General features: G+C 74.2%; 15 protein-coding genes. 11 read left to right on the top strand and 4 right to left on the bottom strand.

The window, feature by feature from the left end; genetic code table 11:
• Positions 1-95: 95 nt before the first annotated feature.
• On the bottom strand, positions 96-1,190 hold the full coding sequence (locus tag Q5694_RS12015) for a serine hydrolase domain-containing protein (RefSeq protein ID WP_333932654.1): 1,095 nt from the start codon (positions 1,188-1,190) through the stop codon (positions 96-98).
• A 172-nt stretch (positions 1,191-1,362) separates the two neighbouring features.
• Here Q5694_RS12015 and Q5694_RS12010 point away from each other — a divergent pair, with 172 nt between their 5' ends.
• The 8 genes from Q5694_RS12010 to Q5694_RS11975 all read left to right on the top strand — a co-directional run bounded on the left by Q5694_RS12010 (position 1,363) and on the right by Q5694_RS11975 (position 16,713).
• On the top strand, positions 1,363-3,393 hold the full coding sequence (locus Q5694_RS12010; protein WP_333932652.1) for a serine/threonine-protein kinase: 2,031 nt from the start codon (positions 1,363-1,365) through the stop codon (positions 3,391-3,393).
• A gap of 153 nt (positions 3,394-3,546) precedes the next feature.
• Entirely contained in the window at positions 3,547-6,069 is a 2,523-nt protein-coding gene (locus Q5694_RS12005) for a protein kinase (protein ID WP_333932651.1), read from the top strand.
• A gap of 177 nt (positions 6,070-6,246) precedes the next feature.
• Complete coding sequence (locus Q5694_RS12000; RefSeq protein ID WP_333932941.1) at positions 6,247-8,025, top strand: serine/threonine-protein kinase; 1,779 nt, start codon at positions 6,247-6,249, stop codon at positions 8,023-8,025.
• Positions 8,026-8,115: 90 nt separating this feature from the next.
• On the top strand, positions 8,116-9,291 hold the full coding sequence (locus Q5694_RS11995; RefSeq protein WP_333932650.1) for a serine/threonine-protein kinase: 1,176 nt from the start codon (positions 8,116-8,118) through the stop codon (positions 9,289-9,291).
• A gap of 128 nt (positions 9,292-9,419) precedes the next feature.
• Positions 9,420-11,078 (top strand): serine/threonine-protein kinase, encoded by a 1,659-nt coding sequence (locus Q5694_RS11990; RefSeq protein WP_333932649.1) that lies wholly within the window; start codon positions 9,420-9,422, stop codon positions 11,076-11,078.
• Between the two features lie 73 nt (positions 11,079-11,151).
• Positions 11,152-13,080, top strand: a complete 1,929-nt coding sequence (locus Q5694_RS11985) for a serine/threonine-protein kinase (RefSeq protein ID WP_333932648.1) — start codon at positions 11,152-11,154, stop codon at positions 13,078-13,080.
• A 136-nt stretch (positions 13,081-13,216) separates the two neighbouring features.
• On the top strand, positions 13,217-14,854 hold the full coding sequence (locus Q5694_RS11980) for a succinic semialdehyde dehydrogenase (protein WP_333932647.1): 1,638 nt from the start codon (positions 13,217-13,219) through the stop codon (positions 14,852-14,854).
• Positions 14,855-14,925: 71 nt separating this feature from the next.
• The gene (locus Q5694_RS11975; RefSeq protein ID WP_333932646.1) at positions 14,926-16,713 is read left to right on the top strand and encodes a GMC family oxidoreductase; all 1,788 of its coding nucleotides are present in this window, start codon (positions 14,926-14,928) and stop codon (positions 16,711-16,713) included.
• A 161-nt stretch (positions 16,714-16,874) separates the two neighbouring features.
• Here the strand turns inward: Q5694_RS11975 and Q5694_RS11970 are convergent, their stop codons facing one another.
• Both Q5694_RS11970 and Q5694_RS11965 read right to left on the bottom strand, forming a co-directional pair.
• Entirely contained in the window at positions 16,875-17,858 is a 984-nt protein-coding gene (locus tag Q5694_RS11970) for an LAETG motif-containing sortase-dependent surface protein (RefSeq protein WP_333932645.1), read from the bottom strand.
• 823 nt (positions 17,859-18,681) lie between these two features.
• The gene (locus tag Q5694_RS11965) at positions 18,682-18,963 is read right to left on the bottom strand and encodes a chorismate mutase (protein ID WP_333932643.1); all 282 of its coding nucleotides are present in this window, start codon (positions 18,961-18,963) and stop codon (positions 18,682-18,684) included.
• Between the two features lie 343 nt (positions 18,964-19,306).
• On the opposite strand from Q5694_RS11965, the gene guaA reads away from it, so the two are divergent.
• A complete protein-coding gene (gene guaA, locus Q5694_RS11960) occupies positions 19,307-20,887 on the top strand; it encodes a glutamine-hydrolyzing GMP synthase (protein WP_333932641.1) in 1,581 nt (526 codons plus the stop codon).
• A 24-nt stretch (positions 20,888-20,911) separates the two neighbouring features.
• Here the strand turns inward: guaA and Q5694_RS11955 are convergent, their stop codons facing one another.
• Complete coding sequence (locus tag Q5694_RS11955; RefSeq protein WP_333932640.1) at positions 20,912-21,415, bottom strand: pyridoxamine 5'-phosphate oxidase family protein; 504 nt, start codon at positions 21,413-21,415, stop codon at positions 20,912-20,914.
• A gap of 361 nt (positions 21,416-21,776) precedes the next feature.
• Here Q5694_RS11955 and Q5694_RS11950 point away from each other — a divergent pair, with 361 nt between their 5' ends.
• Both Q5694_RS11950 and Q5694_RS11945 read left to right on the top strand, forming a co-directional pair.
• Positions 21,777-22,580, top strand: coding sequence for a class II aldolase/adducin family protein (locus Q5694_RS11950; RefSeq protein WP_333932639.1), 804 nt, complete (start codon positions 21,777-21,779; stop codon positions 22,578-22,580).
• A 204-nt stretch (positions 22,581-22,784) separates the two neighbouring features.
• Positions 22,785-24,128: a hypothetical protein gene (locus Q5694_RS11945; RefSeq protein ID WP_443040853.1), complete on the top strand. Its 1,344-nt coding sequence runs from the start codon at positions 22,785-22,787 to the stop codon at positions 24,126-24,128.
• Positions 24,129-24,195: the final 67 nt, after the last annotated feature.

The following is a 24,195-nucleotide window of genomic DNA, read 5'->3' as shown; positions in this document are numbered from 1 at the left end:
GACGTCGTGCCGGTGCGTGCAGGGGCACCTGGGCCGGTCGGCGGGCAGGAGCGCCGGCCTGCCGGTCGTCCTTCCCGGCCCTGGTCCGCCTCGCATCACCCGAACGAGTGTCGGGAGCCGGGATCTCCGTTCGGGACCCGGTCGTTCCACGAGGTGCGGGGGCAGAACTCGGCCGCGAGCATCGCGGGTTCGAGGCCGGGGTCGGTCAACGCGTCCGTGTTCACGCGGAAGGTGAGGACATGCCGGCCGTCGGCGGTGGCCGCGGTGCGCACGTAGCTGCCGGATATATGCCCGTTGTGTCCCCACACCGTGAGGCCGCAGGGGAGTCTCTCGGGAAGCAGGCCCATGCCGTACGCGCCATGCGCGGCACCGGTGTCGAGCATCTCGCGCAGCAGGCGTGGGGGCAGCAGCCGGCCGCCCAGCAGGGCCGCGTAGAAGCGGTTCAGGTCGGTGAGCGTGGTCACGATCTCACCCGCGGCTCCGGCCGCCCGCGGGTCGAGTGCGGTGACGTCGGTTCCGTCGGCCGCGTAGGCCCGGCCGTGCGGGGCGGGCAGGGAGGAGCGGGATCCGGGGAAGGAGGTGCCCGTCAGGCGCAGCGGGCTGAGGATGCGGCGCTCGGTCTCGGCGGCGTAGGAGCGGCCGGTGACCTGCTCGACGACCAGGCCGAGCAGGACGTAGTTGGTGTTCGAGTAGGAGAAGCGGCCGCGTTCGGCCGGAGGGTGGGTGAGGGCGATGCGTACGGCCTGACGGGGCGTGACGGGGGCCGTCCCGCCGGTGTCCGCGGTGAAGTCGTACAGGCCGCTGGTGTGGGTGAGCAGGGAGCGCAGGGTCAGCGCGCGGCCGTCGTTGCCCTCACCCCGCACCAGTCCGGGCAGGTGCCGTTCCACCGTGTCGGACAGCGACAGCCGGTGCTCGGCGGCCAGTTGCAGGACGACCGTGGCGACGAAGGTCTTGGTGACGCTCCCGGCGCGGAAGTGGTCGGAGCGGGAGATTCCGATCCCGGCCCGGGCGTAACGGGTGGCATCGCCCTCCCGGGCGAGCAGGGCGGCGGCCGGTGCTCCGCCCCGGGTCACCAGCAGGGGCAGCACCGAGTCCGTGGGCGGGGCCGGAAGGGCGGAGGAGTCGGCCGGGAGCAGTGCGAGGAGGGCGGCGGCCACCGGCAGGACGGGCCAGGTCCGGATCGGCGGCATGCGGGCTCCTCACTGTTCGGGGGCCCATGATGCAAGGTGGCGCGAGAGGTGCCGCACCCGGGTTCACGCCGGGCGGGCATCCGAGTACGGAGCACTGGGCCCCTGGGGACGGGGCACTTGTCGGGTGAGGGACAATGGAGGCTCTGTCAGGGCGGGTTGTATGAGGGGACGCATGTCGGAGGCGGAGCGGGCGGGCACATCTCGTCAGGACACTCGTCAGGACAACAGGGAGCGTCTCCTCGCGGGGCGCTACCGGCTGGGCAAGGTGCTCGGCCGCGGCGGCATGGGCACCGTGTGGCGGGCCGAGGACGAAACCCTCGGCCGGACGGTCGCCGTCAAGGAGCTGCGCTTCCCGTCGAGCATCGACGAGGAGGAGAAGCGGCGGCTCATCACCCGGACGCTGCGCGAGGCCAAGGCGATCGCGCGCATCCGCAACAACAGCGCCGTGACGGTCTACGACGTGGTCCAGGAGGACGACCGGCCCTGGATCGTGATGGAGCTGGTCGAGGGCAAGTCGCTCGCCGAGGTCATCCGGGAGGACGGCCTGCTGGAGCCGAAGCGGGCCGCCGAGGTCGGGCTCGCGGTCCTCGACGTGCTGCGCTCGGCGCACCGCGAGGGCATCCTGCACCGCGACGTGAAGCCGTCGAACGTGCTGATCTCCGAGGACGGCCGGGTCGTGCTCACCGACTTCGGCATCGCGCAGGTCGAGGGCGACCCGTCCATCACCTCCACCGGCATGCTCGTCGGCGCGCCCTCCTACATCTCCCCGGAGCGGGCCCGCGGGCACAAGCCCGGCCCGGCGGCCGACCTGTGGTCGCTCGGCGGACTGCTGTACGCGGCGGTCGAGGGCTCCCCGCCGTACGACAAGGGGTCGGCCATAGCGACCCTCACGGCCGTGATGACCGAGCCGCTGGAAGAGCCCAAGAACGCCGGCCCGTTGAAGGACGTCATCCACGGGCTGCTCACCAAGGACCCGGCGCAGCGGCTCGACGACGCGGGCGCACGGGCGATGCTCAACTCGGTGCTGCGCGCGCCCGACAAGGCCGAGCCCGAGGCGGTGGACGCGACGAAGGTCGTTCCGCTGCCCCCGCAGCCCGACCGCTCCTCGCGCAAGGGCGGTGCGGCCGGAGCGGGCGCCAAGCGGGGCGAGGAGGCCGGGGAGCGGCTGCGCGGGGCGCTGCGTTCCGTCCGCAAGGCCGCGGCGGGATCGGCCGCCGCCGTCACCGCCAAGTCCGGGGAGGCAGCCGCCTCCTCGGCGTCGGACAGCGGTACCGACCCGGTCCGGGCCGGGGGCGCGGGTTCCGGCGCGTCCCTGCAGAAGTCCGGCGCGGGGGCCGACGCGGGAACAGATGAGCAGGGCACGAAGTCGTCCTCCGGGGGCCGGAGTTCCGGCTGGCCCGTGATGGCGCCGCCGGACCTGCCGGCGCGGCCCGCGCCCCGGGCGCCGCTCACCGACGTGGTGCCGCGGCGCAACCTGGTGATCATCGCCGTGGTCGTGGCGCTGGCGGTGGTCGCGGCCGTGGTCGCCATCGCCCTCAGCGGCGACGACAAGGGCGCCGACGGGGCTTCCGGCGACCGCGGGGGCAAGCCCGCCGCCAGCGCGCCGGGCAGTGCCGGCACCAAGGAGGACGACAAGGGCGGCACCGGCACGGACGGCGAGCAGACCCGGCCCGCCTCCTCGGAGCCCGCCTCCGAGGACACGGCCGGTGACTCGACGGGCGACTCGTCCGGCAGCGGCTCCGGCTCGGGCGGCTCCGGCGACAAGGGCACCACGGCGGTCTCCAAGCACCAGGGCAACCAGGGCTACTCCATCGGCCTGCCCAAGGGCTGGAAGTACACCACGACGGGTGCCGCCGGGGACCGGTTCGCCGGACCCGAGGGCCAGAAGCTGCTCATCGCCTGGACGTCCACGCCCAAGGGCGACCCGGTGACGGACTGGCGCAACCAGGAGCGCTACATGCAGCGCGCCCAGTACGACCGGATCCGCATAGAGAAGGTGGACTACCGCGGCTGGAAGGCGGCCGACTGGGAGTTCACCTACTCCGAGGGCGGTACGAAGTACCGGACGATCGACCGCGGTTTCGTCGTCAGCGACCGGCAGGGGTACGCGCTGATGTACACGGCGAAGGCGGCCGACTGGGACGGCAAACTGCGCAAGGACACCTGGCGGACGCTGACCACGAGCTTCGAACCCAAGTCCTGAGCATGGGCCGCCCCGGGTTTGGGGAGGCAGATCTGGCATCCCCACGCTGCGGGTTGCCTGTGGCACGTATCGTGAATGTTTGCGGACCGTGCGCAGCCGGAACGGACCGTGGGGCGAACGGATGTGACCGACCGGGCTGCCGGGGGAGGCAACGTGGACGACTACGCGGGCCGGGTGCTCGCCGACCGCTACCGCCTGCCGCTGCCGCCCTCCGACGAGTACGAACTCACCGAGACCCGGGCCTTCGACACCTACAGTGGACAGGAAGTCCTGGTGCGGCAGGTGCCGTTGCCGGAGGTCGTCGAGGCGGAGGTCCTCGACGCGGAGGGACTGCCCGACGGTTTCACCGCGCGTGAGGGCGGGGCCCGGCGGTCCGGGACGCGGGCGGGCAGCCGCGGTACCCGGCGGCCGGCGGACCCGGTGGTGCGGCGCGCGGTCGAGGCGGCCCAGGCGGCGGCGGCCATCCCCGACCATCCCCGGCTCGACCAGGTCTTCGACGTGTTCGCCGAGGGCGGTTCGCTCTGGGTCGTCAGCGAGCTGGTGGAGGCGCGTCCGCTGGCCGCGCTGCTCGCCGAGAAGCCGCTGACGCCGTACCGGGCGGCCGAGGTGGCCTCCGACGTCCTCATGGCGCTGCGGGTGCTGCACGCGCACGGCTGGGTGCACCGGAACATCACCGCGCGTACCGTCCTGGTCTGCGACGACGGCCGGGTCATGCTGACCGGGCTGGCCGTGGGCGCGGCGGAGGAGGCGCTGTGCGGCTACGACCCGGTGCCGGAAGCGGCCCTCGGGGAGCCCGGCCAGCGCAGCGGCGGCGCGGAAGCGGCCGACGTCCTGGGACAGGGCGGTTCCGGTCCGGCCGGACCCGGCGACCCCGGTGACCCCGAGGCCGCGCGAAGGGCGGCCATAGAGGCCCGCGAGTCCCGGGGCCTGCCCCCGGCCGGGGGTGACGGGCCGGGCGGTGGGCCGGCCGTGCCCGCGCGCAGGGCGGAACAGGACAGCGCGGACCCGAGGGCGGCCCGCGCCGGGGCGATCGCGGCCTACCGGGCCGGCGCCCGGGCCGCGGCACGTGTGCAGGAGGCCCAGCAGGGCGAGCGCGCGGCCCTCCCCGGAGCCCGGCCGGCACCGGGGGCCGAGACGGCGCCCTACAGCGCCGGGCCGGCGCAGTCGCCGTACGGCGGCGAGCCGGCGTACGTCCCCGGGCAGGGCACCGCCCCCGGGGCGTCACCGCCCGGGCGGATCGCGGACCCCTACGGCGTGGGCGGCAGCCCCCGCGCCGGTACCGCCTGGCACGGCGCGACGCCCCGCGGCACGGCCGCCCCCCGCGGACGGGACCAGGCCACGCTGTCCTCTGCGCCCGGCGCCGACGCCCGGAGCGGATCCACCCGCTGGGACGACCTCGTGGCCGACACCCCGGCCCCCCGGCGCGGACCCGCCACGGCACTGGCCGCCGAACGGGCGCGGCAGGCCCGGATGGCCGTGGTCGGGCCGGTGACGGAGCGCTGGGCACCGGAGCAGGCCGGGCCCGTGCACGAGAACTGGCAGCTCGCACCGCCGATCGGGCCGGCGACCGACCTGTGGGCGCTCGGCGCGCTGCTGTTCCGGGCCGTGCAGGGCCATGCGCCCTACCCGGAGGAGTCGACGGCCGAGCTGGTGCAGATGGTGTGCGCGGAACCGCCCGCGTACGCCGAGGAGTGCGGGCCGCTGCGGCCGGTGGTGGAGTCACTGCTGCGTCAGGACCCCACCGAGCGGCTGGCCTTCGAGGAACTGCGCGGCTGGCTGCGCTCCCTGGTGCGTTCGGCGCCCGAGCCGGAGGCCGGTGTGCACGTCGTCCCGGCGCCGCCCGTCGACGCCGGCCGGCTGCCCGTCGTGCGCCGCCGGGGCGAGTTGGTGCGCAGGCGCCGGGCCGGACTGCCCGCGCACCACGGGCGGCACAAGCGGGCCCGGACGCAGAACCGCTCGCCGCACCGCCTCGGCCGCACCCTGCTCCTGCTGGTGCTGCTCGCGATGGCCGCGGCGATCGCCTACGCCATGCTCTTCATGCCCGAGTCGGACACCGACCAGGGGCGGGGGACGGACCGTACCGGCGCCGCCGGTGAGGCGGGCCGAGCGCCGGAGCCGGACGCGAGCGGTGAACCGCGGCCCGACCGGACCGCGCCCGGGGCGGGGGAGAGCCCGTCGACGTCGACCGGCTCCAGCGAGACCCAGACCACCGGCCCCGGCGCGGCCGACGGCTTCACCCTGCGCAAGGACCCGGCCGGTTTCCAGGTCGCCGTCGCCGAGGGCTGGAACCGTACTCCGCGCAACGGCGACGGCCAGGTCGTCTACGCCGAGGGCGACTTCCGGCTGCTCGTCGTGCCGGGCCGGGACGGCGCCTCGGAGTACGGCAGCGACCCGATGGCCTACCAGCGGGAGCACGAGCGCGAGTTGCAGCCCTACCGAGACTCCAGCTGGGCCACCTCCACCGGGCTGAAGCGGATCGACGTGGGCGGACGGACCATGGCCGAGGGGCAGTTCACCTGGACCGGCACCGGCGGTGAGGAGCTGTACGTGCGCAACCTCGCGATGCTGGTCGACGGGCGGTACCACGTGGTCCAGGTGCGCGGGCCCGAGTCGGAGCGGGACGAGGTGACCCGGCTGTACGAGCAGGCGGCGGCGACGTACCGGGTGACGAAGTGACCCGCTGACCGGCCGCCCGCCCGGGCGGCAGCTCATGTCACGGTTACTCCGGCCACTTCCGCCACACCGGTCGGCAACCGTCACAGTGCGGTCACCGTGGTACCCCGCTTGTTCCCCGGGGATGGGGCGGTCCTTACGCTGACCCTGTCAAGACCATTGCGGGGCAACGTGAATCAGATGCAGGGCCGGCTCGTCGCGGGCCGTTACCGGCTGGCCGACTCCATCGGCAGTGGCGGCATGGGCCGGGTGTGGCGGGCGCACGACGAGGTGCTGCACCGGTCGGTCGCCATCAAGGAGCTGACGGCCGCCCTCTACGTCTCCGAGAGCGAGCAGGCGATCCTGCTGGCGCGCACCCGTGCCGAGGCCAGGGCCGCGGCCCGGATCAGCCACACCGCGGTCGTCACCGTGCACGACGTCCTGGAGCACGACGGACGCCCCTGGATCGTGATGGAACTGGTCGAGGGCCGCTCGCTGGCCGACGCCGTCAAGGAGGACGGCCGCGTCGAACCGCGCGAGGCGGCACGCATCGGCCTGTGGGTGCTGCGGGCCCTGCGTGCCGCGCACACCGCCGGCGTCCTGCACCGCGACGTCAAGCCGGGCAACGTCCTCCTCGGCCGCGACGGACGGGTCCTGCTCACCGACTTCGGCATCGCCCAGATCGAGGGCGACACGACGATCACCCGCACCGGCGAGGTCGTCGGCTCCGTCGACTACCTGGCACCGGAGCGCGTGCGCGGGCAGGACCCGGGGCCCGCATCGGACCTGTGGGGACTCGGTGCGACGCTCTACACGGCGGTCGAGGGCCGCTCGCCGTTCCGCCGGACCACGCCGCTGACGACGATGCAGGCCGTGGTCGAGGAGGAGGCCGCCGAACTCCGCCACGCCGGCGCGCTCGCGCCTGTCATCACCGCCCTGCTGCGCAAGGACCCGGCCGCCCGGCCAGGCCTGCCCGAGGCCGAACGGAAGCTCGCCGAGGCGGCGGAGGGGCGCCGGCCGAGCGGGGCGCCGTTCCCGCACCCCCGGGCACCGCTGCCACCGCAGGCCCGCACCGCCACCGGGGGAGCGCCGACGGCCGGTGCGTACATGGTGGGCGGGCACATGGCGGGTGGGCACACGGCCGGTGGGCACATGGGGGGCGGGCACACGGCCGGTGGGCACACGGCGGGTGGCCGCACCACGGCCGTTTCCGGCACCGGTCCGACGGCCGTCGGACCGACCGCGATGGGCCCGGCCGCGACGGGACCCACCACGACGGGGGCGGCCGCGACGGGCCCGCAGCCGTCCGGAACCCAGGCATCCGACCGGCCGGGGCCCGGCGGCGGGCGACGGCGCCGGCTGCGCACGCTCGCCCTGGTCGTCGCGCTCGCGGCCATCATCGGCGGTGGCACCGCCGTCGTGCTCCGGCAGTGGGACCAGGGCCGCGGGACGACCGGCGCCTCCGGCTCGCCGGACACCGGCGGCACGCCGAAGCCCGGGGGATCGGTCCCGGAGGGCTGGACCCGGCGTGACGACCCCGCCGGTTTCAGCCTGTACCTGCCCGAGGGCTGGGAGCGCAGGCCGTTCGGGCCGCAGGGCGAGATCAAGCAGATCGACTACACGCCCGACGACGGACGGCACTTCGTCAGGATCGCCGTCGACCCGTCCCCGGACTTCGCCGATCCCTACGCCCACCAGCTCGATTTGGAGCAGCAGTTGCAGCGGCTGGTCGACTACAAGCGGGTCCGGCTGGAGCGCAACGTCTACCGTGACCGGGAAGGCGCCCTCTGGGAGTACACCTGGACCGCGCTGGCCAAGGACATCAAGTTCCCCGGCCCCCGCCGTGCCGTCGAGGAGACGTACGTGGCCCGGGACGGCACGGAGTACGCCCTCTACATGTCGGCGCCCGCGGCGGACTGGGCCACCGCGCGCAAGCAGTTCACCTCGATCCTGCAGGGCTGGCAGGAGAAGACCGGCTGACGGCCGGCGGCCCCGGCCGGGGCCGCCGGTTTCGGCCACCCCCGTCGCAGCGCCCCGGAGCGGTCCCGTCCGTTGGGGCATGATGGCCGTATGGGGACCGAGGGGCACAACAGGCGTGTCATCGCGGGCCGTTACCGGCTCGAGGAGAAGCTCGGGCGTGGGGGCATGGGCGTGGTCTGGCGGGCGACCGACCGGTTGCTCGGCCGGAGCGTGGCCGTCAAGGAACTCCCCTACGACGACACCCTGTCCGCGGCGGAGGCCCGCCGCCAGCGGGACCGCACGCTGCGCGAGGCCCGGGCCGTCGCCCAGTTGAGCCACCCGCACATCATCGTCGTCCACGATGTCGTCGAGGACGACGAACGGCTCTACATCGTGATGGAGTTGGTCGAGGGCGGCACGCTGGCCGACCGGCTCGCCGGCGAGGGCCCGGTGGCCGCCGCCGAGGCCGCGCGCATCGGCGTCGACCTGCTCGGCGCACTGCGCGCGGCGCACGCCTCGGGAGTGCTGCACCGGGATCTCAAACCGGACAACGTACTGCTGGAGGCCGGTACCGACCGGGTGGTCCTCACCGACTTCGGCATCGCGCAGGTCCAGGGAGCCCCGACGCTCACCGAGAACGGCTCCTTCGTCGGCTCGCCCGAGTACACCGCGCCCGAGCGGATGTCGGGCGTCAGGACCGGGCCGGAGTCGGACCTGTGGTCGCTTGGCGCGCTGCTGTGCGCGGCGCTGAGCGGGGAGTCGCCGTTCCACCGGGACTCGCTGGGAGGCGTCCTGCACGCCGTGGTCGTCGGTGACATCCGCCCGCCGGCCGAGGCCGGACCGCTGCTGCCCGTCGTGCACGGCCTGCTGGAACGCGATCCGGACCGGCGGCTGGACGCGGACCGGGCGGAGCGGATGCTGCGTGCCTTCCTGACGACGGGACGCACGCCGCCCGCACCCCCGCCCGGGTACGCGCCGGTGCTGCGGGTCGTCCCCGGCGGCCGGCCGCCGGACGCGGCCGCACCGCCGTCCCCGCTCGCGGTGGGAGCGGCGGGGGAGCCGGGGGCCGAGCCGGGCGGGGAGCCGTTCCTGCGGCGGCCCGCCAGGCGGGTGCTGGTCGCCGCGGTGCTGGTCGCCGCGATGGCCGGCGCCGGGGTCTCGGCCGCGGCCCTGCTGCGCAGCGACAACGACGGGGACGGCAGCCCCGTGCCGACGAGTTCGGCGCCGCGCACGCCCGCGACCGGAACCGCCTCCCCGAGCAGCCACGTGCCCACCGCCACCCCCTGAGGGTCCGTCTGCCGGGTTCCGCGCCTCCCCGGGACGCGCATCGTGAGCGGCGCCCCGACGTCACGGGTCTGTGACCGGCTGCCGCCCATGGTGGATACGGAAGTGCCCGGCGCGATATGGATGGACGCATGAGCAACGACGGGGGAGCCCGCTCCGGGGCCGACGAGCCGACGAGTTTCGTTCTGCAACCGCCGAACCCGCAGGCGCCGGTACCGGGCAATCCGTACGCGGCGCCGGCCGCTCCGCCCGCCCGGCCCGGACCGCCGCGGCAGCCCGGCGACCCGGCGGAGGAACCCGGCACGGGACGGCTCGTCGCCGGGCGTTACCGGCTGCTCGGAAAGCTGGGGCACGGCGGCATGGGCACGGTGTGGCGGGCCCGGGACGAGACGGTGGAGCGGGAGGTCGCCGTCAAGGAACCGCGGGTCCCGGAGCACCTTCCCGAGCGTGAACGCGCCAACGCCTTCGAGCGGATGCGCCGTGAGGCCCGCGCCGCGGCCCGGCTCGATCACCCGGCCGTCGTCGACGTGCACGACGTGGCGGTGGTGGACGGCCGGCCCTGGATCGTCATGGAGCTGGTGCGGGGCCGCTCGCTGGGCGACGCGCTGCAGGAGGGCACCCTGTCCGCGCGCGATGCCGCCCGGATCGGCCTGGAGGTGCTCGGCGCGCTGGAGGCCGCGCACGCCGCGGGCATCCTGCACCGTGACGTGAAGCCGGACAACGTCCTGCTCGGCCGTCACGACCGGGTCGTGCTCACCGATTTCGGCATCGCCCAGATCGAGGGCGAGACCAACCTGACCGACACCGGCGGCTTCGTGGGCTCGCCCGAGTACATCGCCCCGGAGCGGGTGCTCGGCCAGCGCCCGGGACCGGCCAGCGACCTGTGGTCGCTCGGCGTGGTGCTCTACGCGGCCACCGAGGGCGTCTCGCCGTTCCGCCGCAGCAACACCCCCGCCACCCTCCAGTCCGTCCTCCACGCCACGCCCGCGCCGCCCGCCTCGGCCACCGGCCCGCTCGCCGAGGCCATCGGCGGCCTGCTGCAGAAGGACCCGGCCCGCCGCCCGGACGCGGCACGGGTGCGGACCCTGCTGGAGGCAGCCGCCGAGCCGCCCGCCCCGCAGCCCACCCGGGACCTCCAGGCCACCGTCCCGGCCGGCGCACGCCGGGGCGTGCGCATCGGCCGCAAGGGCTGGACCGGCCTCGGTGCGGTGGTCGTCGCGGCCGCGGTCACGGCGTACCTGCTGATCGCCGACCCGTTCGCCGGGCCCCTGCCCGACGGCTGGGAGCTCCGCCGGGAGAAGGCCCTCGGTGTGGTGATGGCGGTCCCGCAGGACTACCAGCGGACCGTGCCCGACCGGGAGTCCGACGAGAAGCACTGGGTCACGTACACCGACTGGAGCGGCAGCATCTGGATCGGCCTCAGCCTCGACAGGAAGGCGGAGGACACCGGCGGCACCATCGCGGGTTCCGCGGCCGCCGAGATGTACGACGACGACAGCAGGTTCAAGAAGAGCGGCAGCTACGAGCTGGACATGCCGGAGAGCCCCGAGCGGACGAACCCGGTCACCACCACCTACCGGGGCAGGAAGGCGGCCGAGAACACCGTCGTCTACGTCACCGACGACACCCAGGACCCCCGCCCCCGTGAGCTGCGGATCTTCTACTACCGCACCACCGGCGGCGACATGTACAAGCTCACCGTCGGCTACCCCGGCAAGGGCGACTTCACCGACCGCGGCAGAGAGGTGGCGGGCGAGGCGATCGAGAACCTCGACATCAACGGGACGTGATCCGGGGCCCGTTGGCCCTGTTACCGACCACCCCGCGTCGACAAGGCGAGGGCCCGCACGGTACTGATGGGGCATGAGCAACGACGGGGGCGGTACGGACGACGCCCGGGGCCGACTCGTCGGCGGCAGGTACCGGCTGATCGAGCGCATCGGCTCCGGCGCGACCGGCACCGTCTGGCGGGCCCACGACGAGCTGGCTGGGCGTGAAGTCGCCGTGCGGCAGCCGCGGTTGCCCGGGGGCCCCGAGGACGAGCACCACCGGCGTGCCGCCCACCGGCTCCACCGCGAGGCCCGGGCCGCCGCCCGGGTGGACCACCCCGCCGCCGTCACCATCCACGAGGTCGTCGTCGAACCCGAGCAGCGCGACCAACCCCCGGGCCCCAGGGGCCCCGACGAGCTCGACGCCACCGAGATGCTCGACGGGCTGCCCTGGATCGTCATGGAGTCGGTGCGGGGCGAGTCCCTGCACGAGCGACTGCGCCGCGGCCCGCTCGAGCCGGGGGAGGCGGCCCGGGTCGGCCTCGCCGTCCTCGGCGCGCTGCACGCCGCGCACTCCGTCGGCATCGTGCACCGGGACGTGAAACCGGCCAACGTCCTGCTCGGCCCCGACGACCGGGTCGTCCTCACCGACTTCGGCATCGCCCATCCGCACGCCGGGGAGCGCACCGCCGGGGGCGGGGAATCCGGCGCCCCGCCGGAGTTCGTCGCCCCGGAGCGGATGTCCGGACGCGGCGCCGGACCCGCCTCCGACCTGTGGTCCCTGGGCGCTCTGCTCTACACCGCCGTCGAGGGCTCCTCCCCGTTCCGCCGCGGCACGGCCGAGGCGACCCGCGCCGCGGTCCTGGAATCCCGGCCGCCCGCACCCGAGCGGGCCGGGCCGCTCGGACCGCTCGTGTCCCGGCTGCTGCGTGCGGAGCCCGGGGAGCGACCGGACGCGGAAGAGACCGCGAAGGAACTGGCCGTCCTCGCCGGGCCGGTGACCACCGCGCAGCCGGCACCCGCGAACGGCAGGTCCACCGAGCGCGCACGGGAGACGGCGGGCGCCGCCGCGGCCGAAGCGCCGACGGACGTCGCGGTCACAGAGCCGCCGCCGGGCGCCGCGGTGACGGAAGCGCCGACGGTCCCCGCAGCGACCCGAGCGCCGGTGGGCGCAGCAGCGGCTCAGGCGCCGACGGGCCCCACACCGGCAGGAACACCGACGACCGCCACACCGACGACCGCCACACCGACGACAGCCAGACCGGCGGCCGCGACACCGGTGGTCGCCACACCGGCGGCCGCGACACCGGCGGGAACACCCGCGGACGCCGCGACCGCCGAAGCACCCGCTGCTGTCGGGACGACGCACCCGCCCGAGTCGCCGAAGCGGTCCGGCCTGCTCCGCCCCGCCCCCCTCGCCCTCCTCGGCGCCCTGCTCGCCGGCGGTGTCGGAACGGCCACGCAACTCACCGGCACCGGCAGTGCGGGCGCCGGCAGTGCGAGCGCCGACGCCGGCGCGAGCAGTGCCCAGGCCGCCGGACGGGTCGCCCGCACCGCTCCCGCCGCCGACTGGACACCGCACCGCGAACCGGACCTCGCGGCGGAACTCCACCTCCCCGGCCACTACCGCGCACTGGCCCGCACCGGCAGCGCCACCGACCAGCCCCGCACGGTCCTCTACGGCGACGAGCGCGGCGGCGGTGTCCAGATCCGCCTCCTGCGCTGGGACCGGGCACCCGGCTCCCCGCTGGAGGAGGCCCGCAAGGGCGAGGCCGCCAGAGGCGAGCAGGCGCACACCGAGTACACCCCGACCCGCGTCCGGGGCCACGACGCCGTGCTCGCCGACACCGCCTACACCACCAGGGACGGAACGCCCCGGCGCGTCCTGCGGCTCCTGCTGCGCACCGGCGGCGACCGCCTGTACGAGCTGCGCGTCGACATGGCCCGGGGCACACCGCAGGAGCCGGAGGGCACCGACCTGTTCGAGGGGGTCCGGGACCGTCTCGGGTTCGCAAAAGACTGAGAGATCGCCGCCGGTCGTCGCCGACGCCCTGATCAGGGCGTTTGTTGCCAGCGGTCACTGGCATCGTGTGTGCAGTCGGTGAAGCCGTATTACCGACGGGTACCCAAAGGTCCCGCCGCGGCATACCCTGCGCCTCATGACGGACGCGCAGGCCGCAGAGAAGACGGCAGAGACCGGCACGGCTCAGGCCGGTACGAACCCCCTCGCCCCCGCTCCGGAGGGCGCCCGCACCGCCGCCGACGTGGTCACCCCCGAGCTGGTCGCCCAGCTCACCAAGGGCGTGGCCGGCTCGGGCCGGACGGCCAACCACACGCCCTTCACCGGCGAGAAGCTGGCCGACCTGCCCGAGTCCACGCCGGAGGACGTGGCGCAGGCCTTCGCGGCGGCCCGCACCGCCCAGGCCGTGTGGGCGCGGGTCCCGGTACGGCAGCGCGCCGCCGTCCTGCTCCGCTTCCACGACCTGGTGCTGGAGCGTCAGGCCGAGGTGCTCGACCTGATCCAGCTGGAGACGGGCAAGGCCCGGCTGCACGCGCACGAGGAGGTCCAGGCCGTCGCGGTCGCCGCCCGGCACTACGGCCGCAAGGCCCCCGCCTACCTCGGGCCCAAGCGGCACGCCGGTGCCGTGCCGGCCCTGACCAAGGTCACCGAACTGCGCCACCCGCGCGGGGTCGTCGGCCAGATCGCCCCCTGGAACTACCCGCTGGAACTGTCGGTCGGTGACGCGCTCCCGGCGTTCGCCGCGGGCAACGCGGTGGTCATGAAGCCGGACACCGAGACCTGCCTGACCGCCCTGTGGGCCCGTGACCTGCTGATCGAGGCAGGACTGCCCGCCGACGTCTTCCAGGTCGTCCTCGGCGACGGCCCGGTCGTCGGCCCCGAGGTCGTCCGCCACGCCGACTACGTCTCCTTCACGGGCTCCACCCGTACCGGCCGCGAGGTCGCCCGGGGCGCCGCTGCCCGGCTGGTCGGCGTCTCCCTCGAACTCGGCGGCAAGAACGCCATGCTGGTCCTGGAGGACGCCGACATCGAGAAGGCCGCGGCCGGAGCCGTGCGCGCCTGCTTCTCCTCGGCCGGCCAGCTCTGCATCTCCATCGAGCGCCTCTACGTGCACGAGTCGATCGCCGACGCCTTCCTGGAGCGGTTCGCCGCCCGCACCAGGGCCATGCGCCTGGGCACGTCGCTGGCGTACGGGGCCGACATGGGCTCCCTGGTCGGCGAACGCCAGCTCCAGACCGTCACCCGGCACGTCGAGGAGGCCGTCGCCAAGGGCGCCGAGGTCCTCGCGGGCGGCGTGGCGCGCCCGGACATCGGCCCCTACTTCTTCGAGCCCACGATCCTCGACGGCGTCGCCACCGACATGTCCGTCTGCGCCGAGGAGACCTTCGGGCCGGTCGTCTCGGTCTACCGCTTCACGGACGAGACCGAGGCGATCGAGCGGGCCAACGCCACGGCGTACGGGCTGAACTCCTCGGTCTGGACGAGGAACGCGCGCCGCGGCCGGGAGGTCGCCGCCCGTCTGCGCACCGGCACGGTCAACATCAACGAGGGGTACGCGCCCGCCTACGGCAGCGTCCAGTCGCCCATGGGCGGCATGAAGGACTCCGGACTCGGCCGCCGCCACGGCTCCGAGGGCATCCTCAAGTACACCGAGGCCCAGACGGTCGCCCACCAGCGGGTGCTGCCCATGGCCCCCTCGCTGGGCATGGACGACGAGGCGTACGCCCGGTTCATGAGCCGGAGCCTGCGCCTGATGAAGGCGCTGCGCTTCCGCTGACGCCCCCACGCGCGGACAGCCGCGCGCCCCGACACCGACGGCCCGCACGCGACACTCGACGAGGAGAACACGTGCCTCAGGACGCATACGACTACGACGTCATCGTGGTCGGTTCCGGCTTCGGCGGTTCCGTGACCGCCCTGCGCCTCACCGAGAAGGGCTACCGCGTGGGCGTCCTGGAGGCAGGCCGCCGCTTCACCCGCGAGACCCTGCCCAGGAACTCCTGGGACCTGAAGAACTACCTCTGGGCCCCCAGACTCGGCATGTACGGCATCCAGCGCATCCACCTGCTGGGCAACGTCATGGTCCTGGCGGGAGCGGGCGTCGGCGGCGGCTCCCTCAACTACGCCAACACGCTCTACGTCCCGCCGGCGCCGTTCTTCGAGGACCCCCAGTGGCGTGACATCACCGACTGGCAGGACGAACTCGCGCCCTACTACGACCAGGCCCGCCGCATGCTGGGCGTCCGCCTCAACCCGACCATGACCCCGTCCGACGTCCACCTGAAGGCGGCGGCCGAGAAGATGGGCTGCGGCGACACCTTCCACCTCGCCCCGGTCGGCGTCTTCTTCGGCGACGGCGAGGACGCCGACGGCACGGTGAAGGCGAAGCCGGGCGAGGAGGTGCCCGACCCGTACTTCGGCGGGGCGGGCCCGGCCCGCAGGGCGTGCGCGGAGTGCGGCGAGTGCATGACCGGTTGCCGGCACGGCGCGAAGAACACCCTCAACGAGAACTACCTGCACCTCGCCGAGAAGGCCGGCGCGGTCGTCCACCCCCTGACGACGGTCGTGTCCCTCACCGACGACTCGCGGGGCGGCTACGCCGTCGCCACCCTGCCCACCGACGGCGGCCGCAAGGCGAAGGGCCGCACCTACACGGCCCGCAAGGTCGTCCTCGCCGCCGGCACCTACGGCACCCAGACCCTGCTGCACCGCATGAAGGCCGGTGGTCAGCTGCCCCGCCTGTCGGCCCGGCTGGGCGAACTCACCCGCACCAACTCCGAGGCCCTGGTCGGCGCCCAGACCGACGACCGGCGCTACCGCAAGGCCCACGGCGCGCCCCGGGTCGACTTCACCCGCGGGGTCGCCATCACGTCCTCGATCCACCCGGACGCCAACACCCACATCGAGCCGGTCCGTTACGGCAGGGGCTCCAACTCGATGGGCAGCCTGTCCATCCTCCAAGTGCCCTACGCCGGGCGGAACTCGGGCACCTCACGGGTGCTCGGCTTCGTCGCCCACGCGGCCCGGCACCCGCTGCTGACCCTGCGTTCGCTGTCCAACCGCCGCTGGTCGGAGCGGACCATCATCGGCCTGGTGATGCAGTCGCTGGACAACTCCCTGACGACGTACCTGAAGCCGTCGGGCGTCGGACGCGGGCTGCTCACCGCCCGCCAGGGTCACGGATCTCCCAACCCCAAGCAGATCGCGGCCGCCACCGAGGGCGCCTCGGCCCTGGCCGCCGAGATCAACGGTTTCGCCGGCTCCAACGTCGGCGAACTGATGGGCACCCCGCTCACCGCCCACTTCCTGGGCGGCTGCCCCATCGGCGACTCGCGCGAGACCGGCGTGATCGACCCCTACCACCGCCTGTACGGGCACCCCGGCATCTCCGTCGTCGACGGCGCCGCGGTCTCCGCCAACCTGGGCGTCAACCCGTCCCTGACCATCACCGCGCAGGCGGAACGGGCGATGTCGTTCTGGCCCAACAAGGGCGAGCCCGACCCGCGCCCCGAGCAGGGCACGGCGTACACGCGGCTGCAACCGGTCGAGCCCAAGTCCCCGGCGGTCCCGGCGGAGGCGTTCGGCGCGCTGCGGCTGCCGTTCCTGGGGATGCCGGCGGTGCCGCCCGAGAAGTAGCGGGGAGCCGGGAAGCAACCGCGGCCGGGTGACAGCCGGGCGCCGGGAAGCAGCCCCGGCCGGCCGCCCGGGCGGGGCGACGGCAACGGAAGAGGGACCTGCACCCCCCTCCGAGCGCAGGTCCCTCTTCTGTTCGCCGCGGCCAGGCGGCCGCTGTGGCTTTACGCCTCCGCGCCGGCCTTGCGGCGACGGACCACGAAGATCGCACCGGCACCGGCGACGACCGCGGCACCGCCGACGAGGCTGATCATCGGCAGGGCGGAGCTGGAGCCGGTCTCCGCGAGGCTGCCGGTGACCTCCGGCGTGGTGCCGCTCGGCTTCTCGTCGGTGACGGGCGCCTTGCCGCCTTCCTGCGGCTTGGTGCCGTCGGTGTCCGTACCGGCGGAGACGATCTGGAACCTGTAGGACACGTCGCCGAAGCCGGTGCACTCGGCGTCGTCGTCACCGTAGATCGTCGCGCCGAGCGAGAAGCCGGCGCCGACCGGGGCGGACTTGCTGACGTTGAGGCGCAGCGGGATGTCCACCTCGTAGTCGGGCTTCAGCTCGTCGGTGTAGCCGACGTAGCCGACCGCGAAGCCGCCTTCGTTGAGGTCGGTCCAGACCTTGCTGTCCGGGTCCCAGGCCTGGAGCCGGACCTGCTTGCTGGTGAACAGCTCCTCGCCGTTCTTGTCGGGGGAGGCCCCGGCGAAGAAGTCGAGGTCGTTCAGCGTGGAGTCGGAGTTGTTCAGCACGTTCAGCGAGAACTTGTGCCAGCCGCTGCCCGCGGAGATCTTGCCGGGCAGGCCGGAGATGCCGACGTCGACCTTGGTGTCCTCGCACACGGAGGGCTCGGGGTCGGGGGACTCCGACTCCTCCGGCTCGGAGGTGCTCGGCGCCGGGGAGGAAGCGCTCGCGGACGCGCTCGGCGAGCTGGACGTCTGCGGAGCGGAGGCGCTCGTGGACGTGCTCGGAGCCGGGGTCGTCGCGGCGGGCTCGGACTCGCTGGCCGACGGCGAGGCGGACGTCTCGGGAGCGGACTCGCTCACCGACGCGCTCGGCGTGGGCGTCGTTTCGTCGGACGCGTACGCGGCCGGTGCCGCGAGCAGTGCCACCGGGGCTATGACCGCGGTTGCGGCCGCTGCTGCCATGGCGCGGCGAAGCTTCATGAAGACCTCGGAGAGTCCGGCGTACCGCGGGCTGCGGTACGAACGTTGGGGGAGGCCTCCGCGTGTGGGGCGCGGGAGTGGCCCTTGGTTCGCCAGGTTTGATCCGTGGAACCTGTGAATGGTTGTGCGGGCACTCACGGAATTCTTATGTGGGCTGTGTCACAGGCCGGGTCGTCCGGTGGCGCCGCTCACCACGCGATGAGATCTCGGGCTCGTGTCCGAGAAGCCGTCCGGCGACCGGAGCCGGCCTCTCGACCCCGGCAGGGCGTATGCCGGACGCGGCGAATGGCGGGGAGGGCGAATGCCGGACGCGGCGAATGCCGGACAGGCCGAAGGGCCCCGCGGGGTGGAGCCGCGGGGCCCTTCCTCTCGTCAGCACCGACGTCAGGGCAGCGCCGGTGCCCGGAAGCGGCGCCGGGGGACAGCGCCGCTGGTCTCGGCCTGTGGCAGCGGGGCAACGCGGGTGTCCGCGCCGGGACGTGGACGGTGTGCGCATCGTGCTGGAGGAACGCGGCGCCCGCAACGGTTCGGCCCAGGCTTGTGCACTTGTGCAAGGTCCGTCGGCCGGCCCCGGGCGTCCCCGGAGCCGGCCGTTCTCTTGGGTGACCGGGCTGCTGTCCCCTGCCGTCCGGTCACTTCCCTGGAGCGAGGTCCCACGACGCACGGCACGATCCGTGCGTCTCATCGCCCCAGTGAGCCACGCGTGGTTCTTTCGGGCCCGCGGCTGGCTGGCGCGGACACCGGGACCAACGACGCCGGGCGGAACCCGGTCACGCGCCGGACGGGTGAGAGCGATGCGTACGTCTGTCCGCAGAACGCCGATTCAGATCTTGCCGCGGCACAGCTCCAGCAGCGTCATCGCCAGGGCCGTGCCCGGCCTGCCCAGCGCCTGCCGGTAGTGGCCGAGGATCTCCATCTCGCGGGAGAGGTTCACCCGCCGGCCGCCGGAGGAGATCCGGGCCTCCTGGATCACCGCGGAGACGGCCACCCGTTCCTGGATCAGGCCGATGATCCGGTCGTCGAGCGCGTCGATGCGCTCACGGGCGCCGGTGATCACGTCGGCGGCCTCGGGGGTGCGGGCGCCGGTCACGTCGGTGGCGGTCATGGAAGGGCTCCTCGTCGTCGAAGGGCCGCCCCGGGGCGACAGGGCCCGGACGAACGACAGACGCCCCGGGCCTTGTCGGCCCGGGGCGCCTGGGAAGTCGCTTGTCAGTTGCTCAAGCAGCACGACCATGGCAGCCGGCGGGCCGGATGCCATAGGTAAAGCGGAAGGTCGGGTGCGTGAGCATGCCGCCAGTATGCCCGCGGACCCGGCCGTGGCCAAACGGGTTCGCATGGTGAGATGCCGGGCCGGGGCCCGGCACGGCACGCGGGCGCGACACCGCCCGCGAGCACCTCGGTAGAATCGGGTGGCACAAGACCCCCGCCCCACCGCCGGAAGGCACCTCGTGTCATCAGCGTCCCCCGCTGCCAGCGCCGCCGACACCGTTCTGGTCGTCGACTTCGGCGCGCAGTACGCCCAGCTCATCGCCCGTCGCGTCCGCGAGGCGCGGGTCTACAGCGAGATCGTGCCGAGCACCATGCCGGTCGAGGAGATCCTCGCCAAGAACCCCGCGGCGATCATCCTCTCCGGCGGCCCCTCGTCGGTCTACGAGGAGGGCGCCCCGCAACTCGACGGCGCGCTCTTCGAGGCCGGCGTCCCCGTCTTCGGCATGTGCTACGGCTTCCAGCTGATGGCACAGACCCTCGGCGGCACCGTCGACAACACCGGCGCCCGCGAGTACGGCCGCACCGACCTGCACGTGGCCAAGGCGTCCTCCACCCTCTTCGAGGGCACCCCCGCCGAGCAGGCGGTGTGGATGTCCCACGGCGACGCATGCTCCGCCGCCCCCGAGGGCTTCTCCGTCACGGCCTCCACGGACGTCGTCCCGGTCGCCGCCTTCGAGAACGACGAGAAGAAGCTCTACGGCGTCCAGTACCACCCCGAGGTGATGCACTCCACGCACGGGCAGCAGGTGCTGGAGCACTTCCTCTACCGGGGCGCGGGCCTGCGCCCGTCCTGGACCACGGGCAACGTGATCGAGGAGCAGGTCGCCGCGATCCGCGAGCAGGTCGGCGACAAGCGCGCCATCTGCGGCCTGTCCGGCGGCGTGGACTCCGCGGTCGCCGCGGCCCTCGTGCAGAAGGCCATCGGCTCCCAGCTGACCTGCGTGTACGTCGACCACGGTCTGATGCGCAAGGGCGAGACCGAGCAGGTCGAGAAGGACTTCGTCGCCGCGACCGGCGTGCAGCTGAAGGTCGTCGACGCCGAGGAGCGGTTCCTCAAGGCGCTCGCCGGGGTGTCCGACCCCGAGGAGAAGCGGAAGATCATCGGCCGCGAGTTCATCCGGGTCTTCGAGCAGGCCCAGGCCGAGATCATCGCCGACGAGGGCCCGGCCGTGGAGTTCCTGGTCCAGGGCACCCTGTACCCGGACGTCGTCGAGTCCGGCGGCGGCACGGGCACCGCGAACATCAAGTCCCACCACAACGTGGGCGGCCTGCCCGAGGACCTCGAGTTCCGGCTGATCGAGCCGCTGCGCAAGCTGTTCAAGGACGAGGTCCGCATGGTCGGCCAGGAGCTCGGCCTGCCGGAGGAGATCGTCCAGCGCCAGCCCTTCCCCGGCCCCGGCCTCGGCATCCGCATCGTCGGCGAGGTCACCAAGGAGCGCCTGGACCTGCTGCGCGAGGCCGACGCCATCGCCCGCGAGGAGCTGACGGCGGCCGGCCTCGACCGGGACATCTGGCAGTGCCCGGTGGTCCTGCTCGCGGACGTCCGCAGCGTCGGCGTCCAGGGCGACGGCCGCACCTACGGTCACCCGATCGTGCTGCGCCCCGTCTCCTCCGAGGACGCCATGACGGCCGACTGGTCCCGCCTGCCGTACGAGGTCCTCGCCCGGATCTCCACGCGGATCACCAACGAGGTCAGGGACGTCAACCGCGTCGTGCTCGACGTCACGTCGAAGCCGCCGGGCACCATCGAGTGGGAGTAGGCCCCCAGGAGCGTCCGACCGCGCCTAGGTGCGCTTGATCAGACGCAGGGGCTCGCCGGGCTTCCAGGTCTGGACGACCAGGTAGGTGTCGTCCTCGACGGAGGTGCGCACGACCTCCGTCAGCTCGGTGCGGAAGAGGTGGAACGGCTCCGGCGGTTCCACCTCTTCGACGTATCCGGCCTTCGTCTCCCCGTCGCCGACCTCGACCGCGCGCCCGCTGATCCGCACGTCGCCGCCGCCCATGCCCGTGCCCTCGCCGGGGTTGGCCTGGAGCGCGAAGCGCGGGTCGCGGCGCAGGTCGAGGGCCTTCAGCGAGCCGGCCATCATCCCCAGCCACAGCTCACCGCGCAGGAAGCGGACCTCCAGGCCGCTGGTGCGCGGCGAGCCGTCCTTGCGCAAAGTGGCCAGGACGTGGTGGGTGTGGGCGGCGAAGCGTTCCTCGACCGTGCGGGCGAGGCCGGGCTCGGCGGCGGCGAAAGCGGCCCAGTTCGTTCCCTGGGTGCGGATCGGCTGTTCGGTACGGCTCATGGACCCGAGTGTGCCGCCGAAACCCGACATCTTCTGTCCGGTTGCGCCGCGTGGTGCACCGGCCGCACGAACCACTCCCGCCCCGCCTCGTCCCGTACGGGCGCGCATCCGCCGGCCACCAGCTCCTCGGCCGCGCGGCGTACCGGAAGCCGTGGTGCTCCGAGGTGGGCGTGAGCGCGCCGGACGTCCGCCACTCGCCGCACGGATGCACCGCTGCACCGCTGCCCCGCTGATTCCGCGCACCGGGCGCCGTCGGGCGCCACGAGGGCGGCCCTCCGGGTCTTTACGGAACCGAGCTGTCGCCCCGGACCGGCCGACGGTAACTTCGCGCCCCGTGAACCAACGCAGTGCTGGAGGACACATGCACGGGACACCCGGGTCCACCCCGCCCCGGCCGGTGCCCACGGGCCGGCTCCAGTTCTCGATGCCGCCGATGCACGAATCGGTCGAGGACGAACGCCGGCACCGCAAGGAACGGCTCGCGGGCGCCCTGCGGCTGTTCGGGCGGCTGGGCTTCGAGGACGGTGTCTCCGGCCACATCACCGCACGCGACCCGGAGTACAGCGACTGCTTCTGGGTCAACCCGTTCGGCCTGCCCTTCCGGCACGTCACCGTGGGCGACCTCGTGCTGGCCAACGAGGACGGCCAGGTCGTCGAGGGCCGGTACCACGTCAACCAGGCGGCGTTCACCGTGCACGCCCAGGTGCACGCGGCCCGCCCCGACGTGGTCGCCGTCGCCCACTGCCACTCGGTGCACGGCCGCGCGCTCGCGGCCCTGGGCGAACTCCTGGAGCCCATCACGCAGGAGAGCTGCGCGTTCTACGAGGACCACACCCTGTACGACTCCTACACGGGTGTCGCCGTCGACGCCGAGGAGGGGCGCCGGATCGCGGCCGCGCTCGGCTCGCGCAAGGCGCTGGTGCTGCGCAACCACGGGCTGCTGACCGTCGGCGACTCGGTGGACGCCGCGGCCTGGTGGTTCGTGTCGATGGAGCGCTCCTGCCAGGTGCAGCTGACCGCGCGGGCGGCCGGGCGCCCGGTGCGCATCGACCACCGGATGGCGGTGGCCACCCGCGAACAGCTCGGCGGGGACCTGGTGGCGTGGATCAGCTACCAGCCGATGTGGCGCGAGATCAGCCGCAGCGAACCGGACCTGCTGGACTGAGGCGCCGCGTGACAGTCGCGCACGGGCCGTTTCGCGCCGAAGTCAACACCGCACGCCGAACTTCACCCGTGCGACCGGACGGAACCGGCGCGGACCGGGTGGTGTAGGGCACAATTCGCTCTCGTCGCAGGGGAGTTGCACAGCGGTGTTTCCGGGGTCCGGAAGGCCGGCGGTGGCGGGATCGCGGGAAGGCGGGCGTCGGGCGTGGCGGTGCAAGGGGCGAGGCAGGGTGGCCCGGACACGGGCGGGTACGCGGGCGCGTACCTCGGTACTCACGGGGCCGGCGGCCCGGGCGGCGGGACCGGGACCGTGCACGGAGGCGGGTGCGCCTGCGGGGACTGCCCGCACGGGGCGCGCGAGGGGCACCGGCGGGCCGTCGCCGCGTTCCTGGCCACGCGGGACGAGTTCGCCGCCGGGCGCGGGCTGCCGGCCGCGGTCGCCCACTCGGCGTCGGCCTCACGGCAATGGGTGTCCGAGGAACTCGCCCAGTCCGCTGAGCTGGTGGCCGAGCGCGGACGGGCCGAGGGACAGGCGTGGCTGGCGGGGCTGTGGCGCCGCACGACCGCCGTGGTCGGGGCGGCCGTCGTGGCGCTGCTGCTCGCGCAGGCCCTCACCGCGGTCGGCACGGGCTGGACGCCGGCCCGCACGGCCGGGCTCGCCGCCGCGCTGGTGGTGGCCGCGGCGCTGACGGCTGCGTCCTGGTTCCACCGCGCCAGGGGCGGTGTCCTCGCCCCCGTCATCGGCGAGGACAACCGGCTCTCCACGTCCCGCACCGTCGCCGCCGCGTGGGTGCTCCTCACGGCCTACGCGGTCCTCGTGCTCGCCGGGCGGCTCGCCGCGGCCTCCCGGCACGCGGAGCGGGACGCGCTGATCGCGGGGCTGGACCTGGCCCGGGGCGCCGGGGTCGTGACCGTCCTCGCCGTGGTCTGCGGCGTCGCCGTGCTCGTGCGGCGCGTGGTCGGACTGCGGGTGCTGGGGCAGCGGCTGCAGAAGGTTCCGGCCGACCGGCCGCGCGCCGCCGACCTGCTGACCGACGACGCGGGCCGGGGTGCCTTCACCGACCTGCAGTACGTGGTGATCAGCGCGGTCGCCCTGGTCTTCGCGGCGGTACGGCTGGCCCGGCGGCCCGACCAGCTGCCCGACCTGCCGTGGGGCCTGGCGGTGCTGGTCCTGGTGTCGGCGGCGACGTACCTGGCCGGGAAGTACGCGGAGGGCGGCAGGCCGGTCGTCCTCTCCGTCGTCCGGGCCCGGGAGGCGGGCGACCTGGACGGCCCGATCCGCACGGGGGACGACATCGAGATCCGGGGCGCCGGATTCGTGCCGCCCGGGGCGCAGGGCGCCGACCGGCTGGCGCGGATGGTGGTACGGGTGGGCTCCGTGCACGTCCACGTCCCCCTGGTGCCGGTGCCCGGCGGTTTCCGCAATCCGACCGACACGCTCCTGACCGTGCCGGTACCGGCGGACGTCGAACCGGGCCGGGTGGAGGTGCAGGTCGTCACGGCGGCGGGCGTGGAGACGAACCGGTACGCCATCGACGTGACGGACTGACGGGGCGGCGGGGCGCGGGGCCGCGGGGCGGTGGTGTTCCGGCCCCGCCGCTCCCTCGCCGCGGAAA

This window comes from Streptomyces sp. AHA2, assembly GCF_036857595.1.
Classification (GTDB): Bacteria; Actinomycetota; Actinomycetes; order Streptomycetales; family Streptomycetaceae; genus Streptomyces.
The sequence above is the reverse complement of the archived record's forward strand: the minus strand, read 5'-3'. Positions and strand labels throughout refer to the sequence as shown.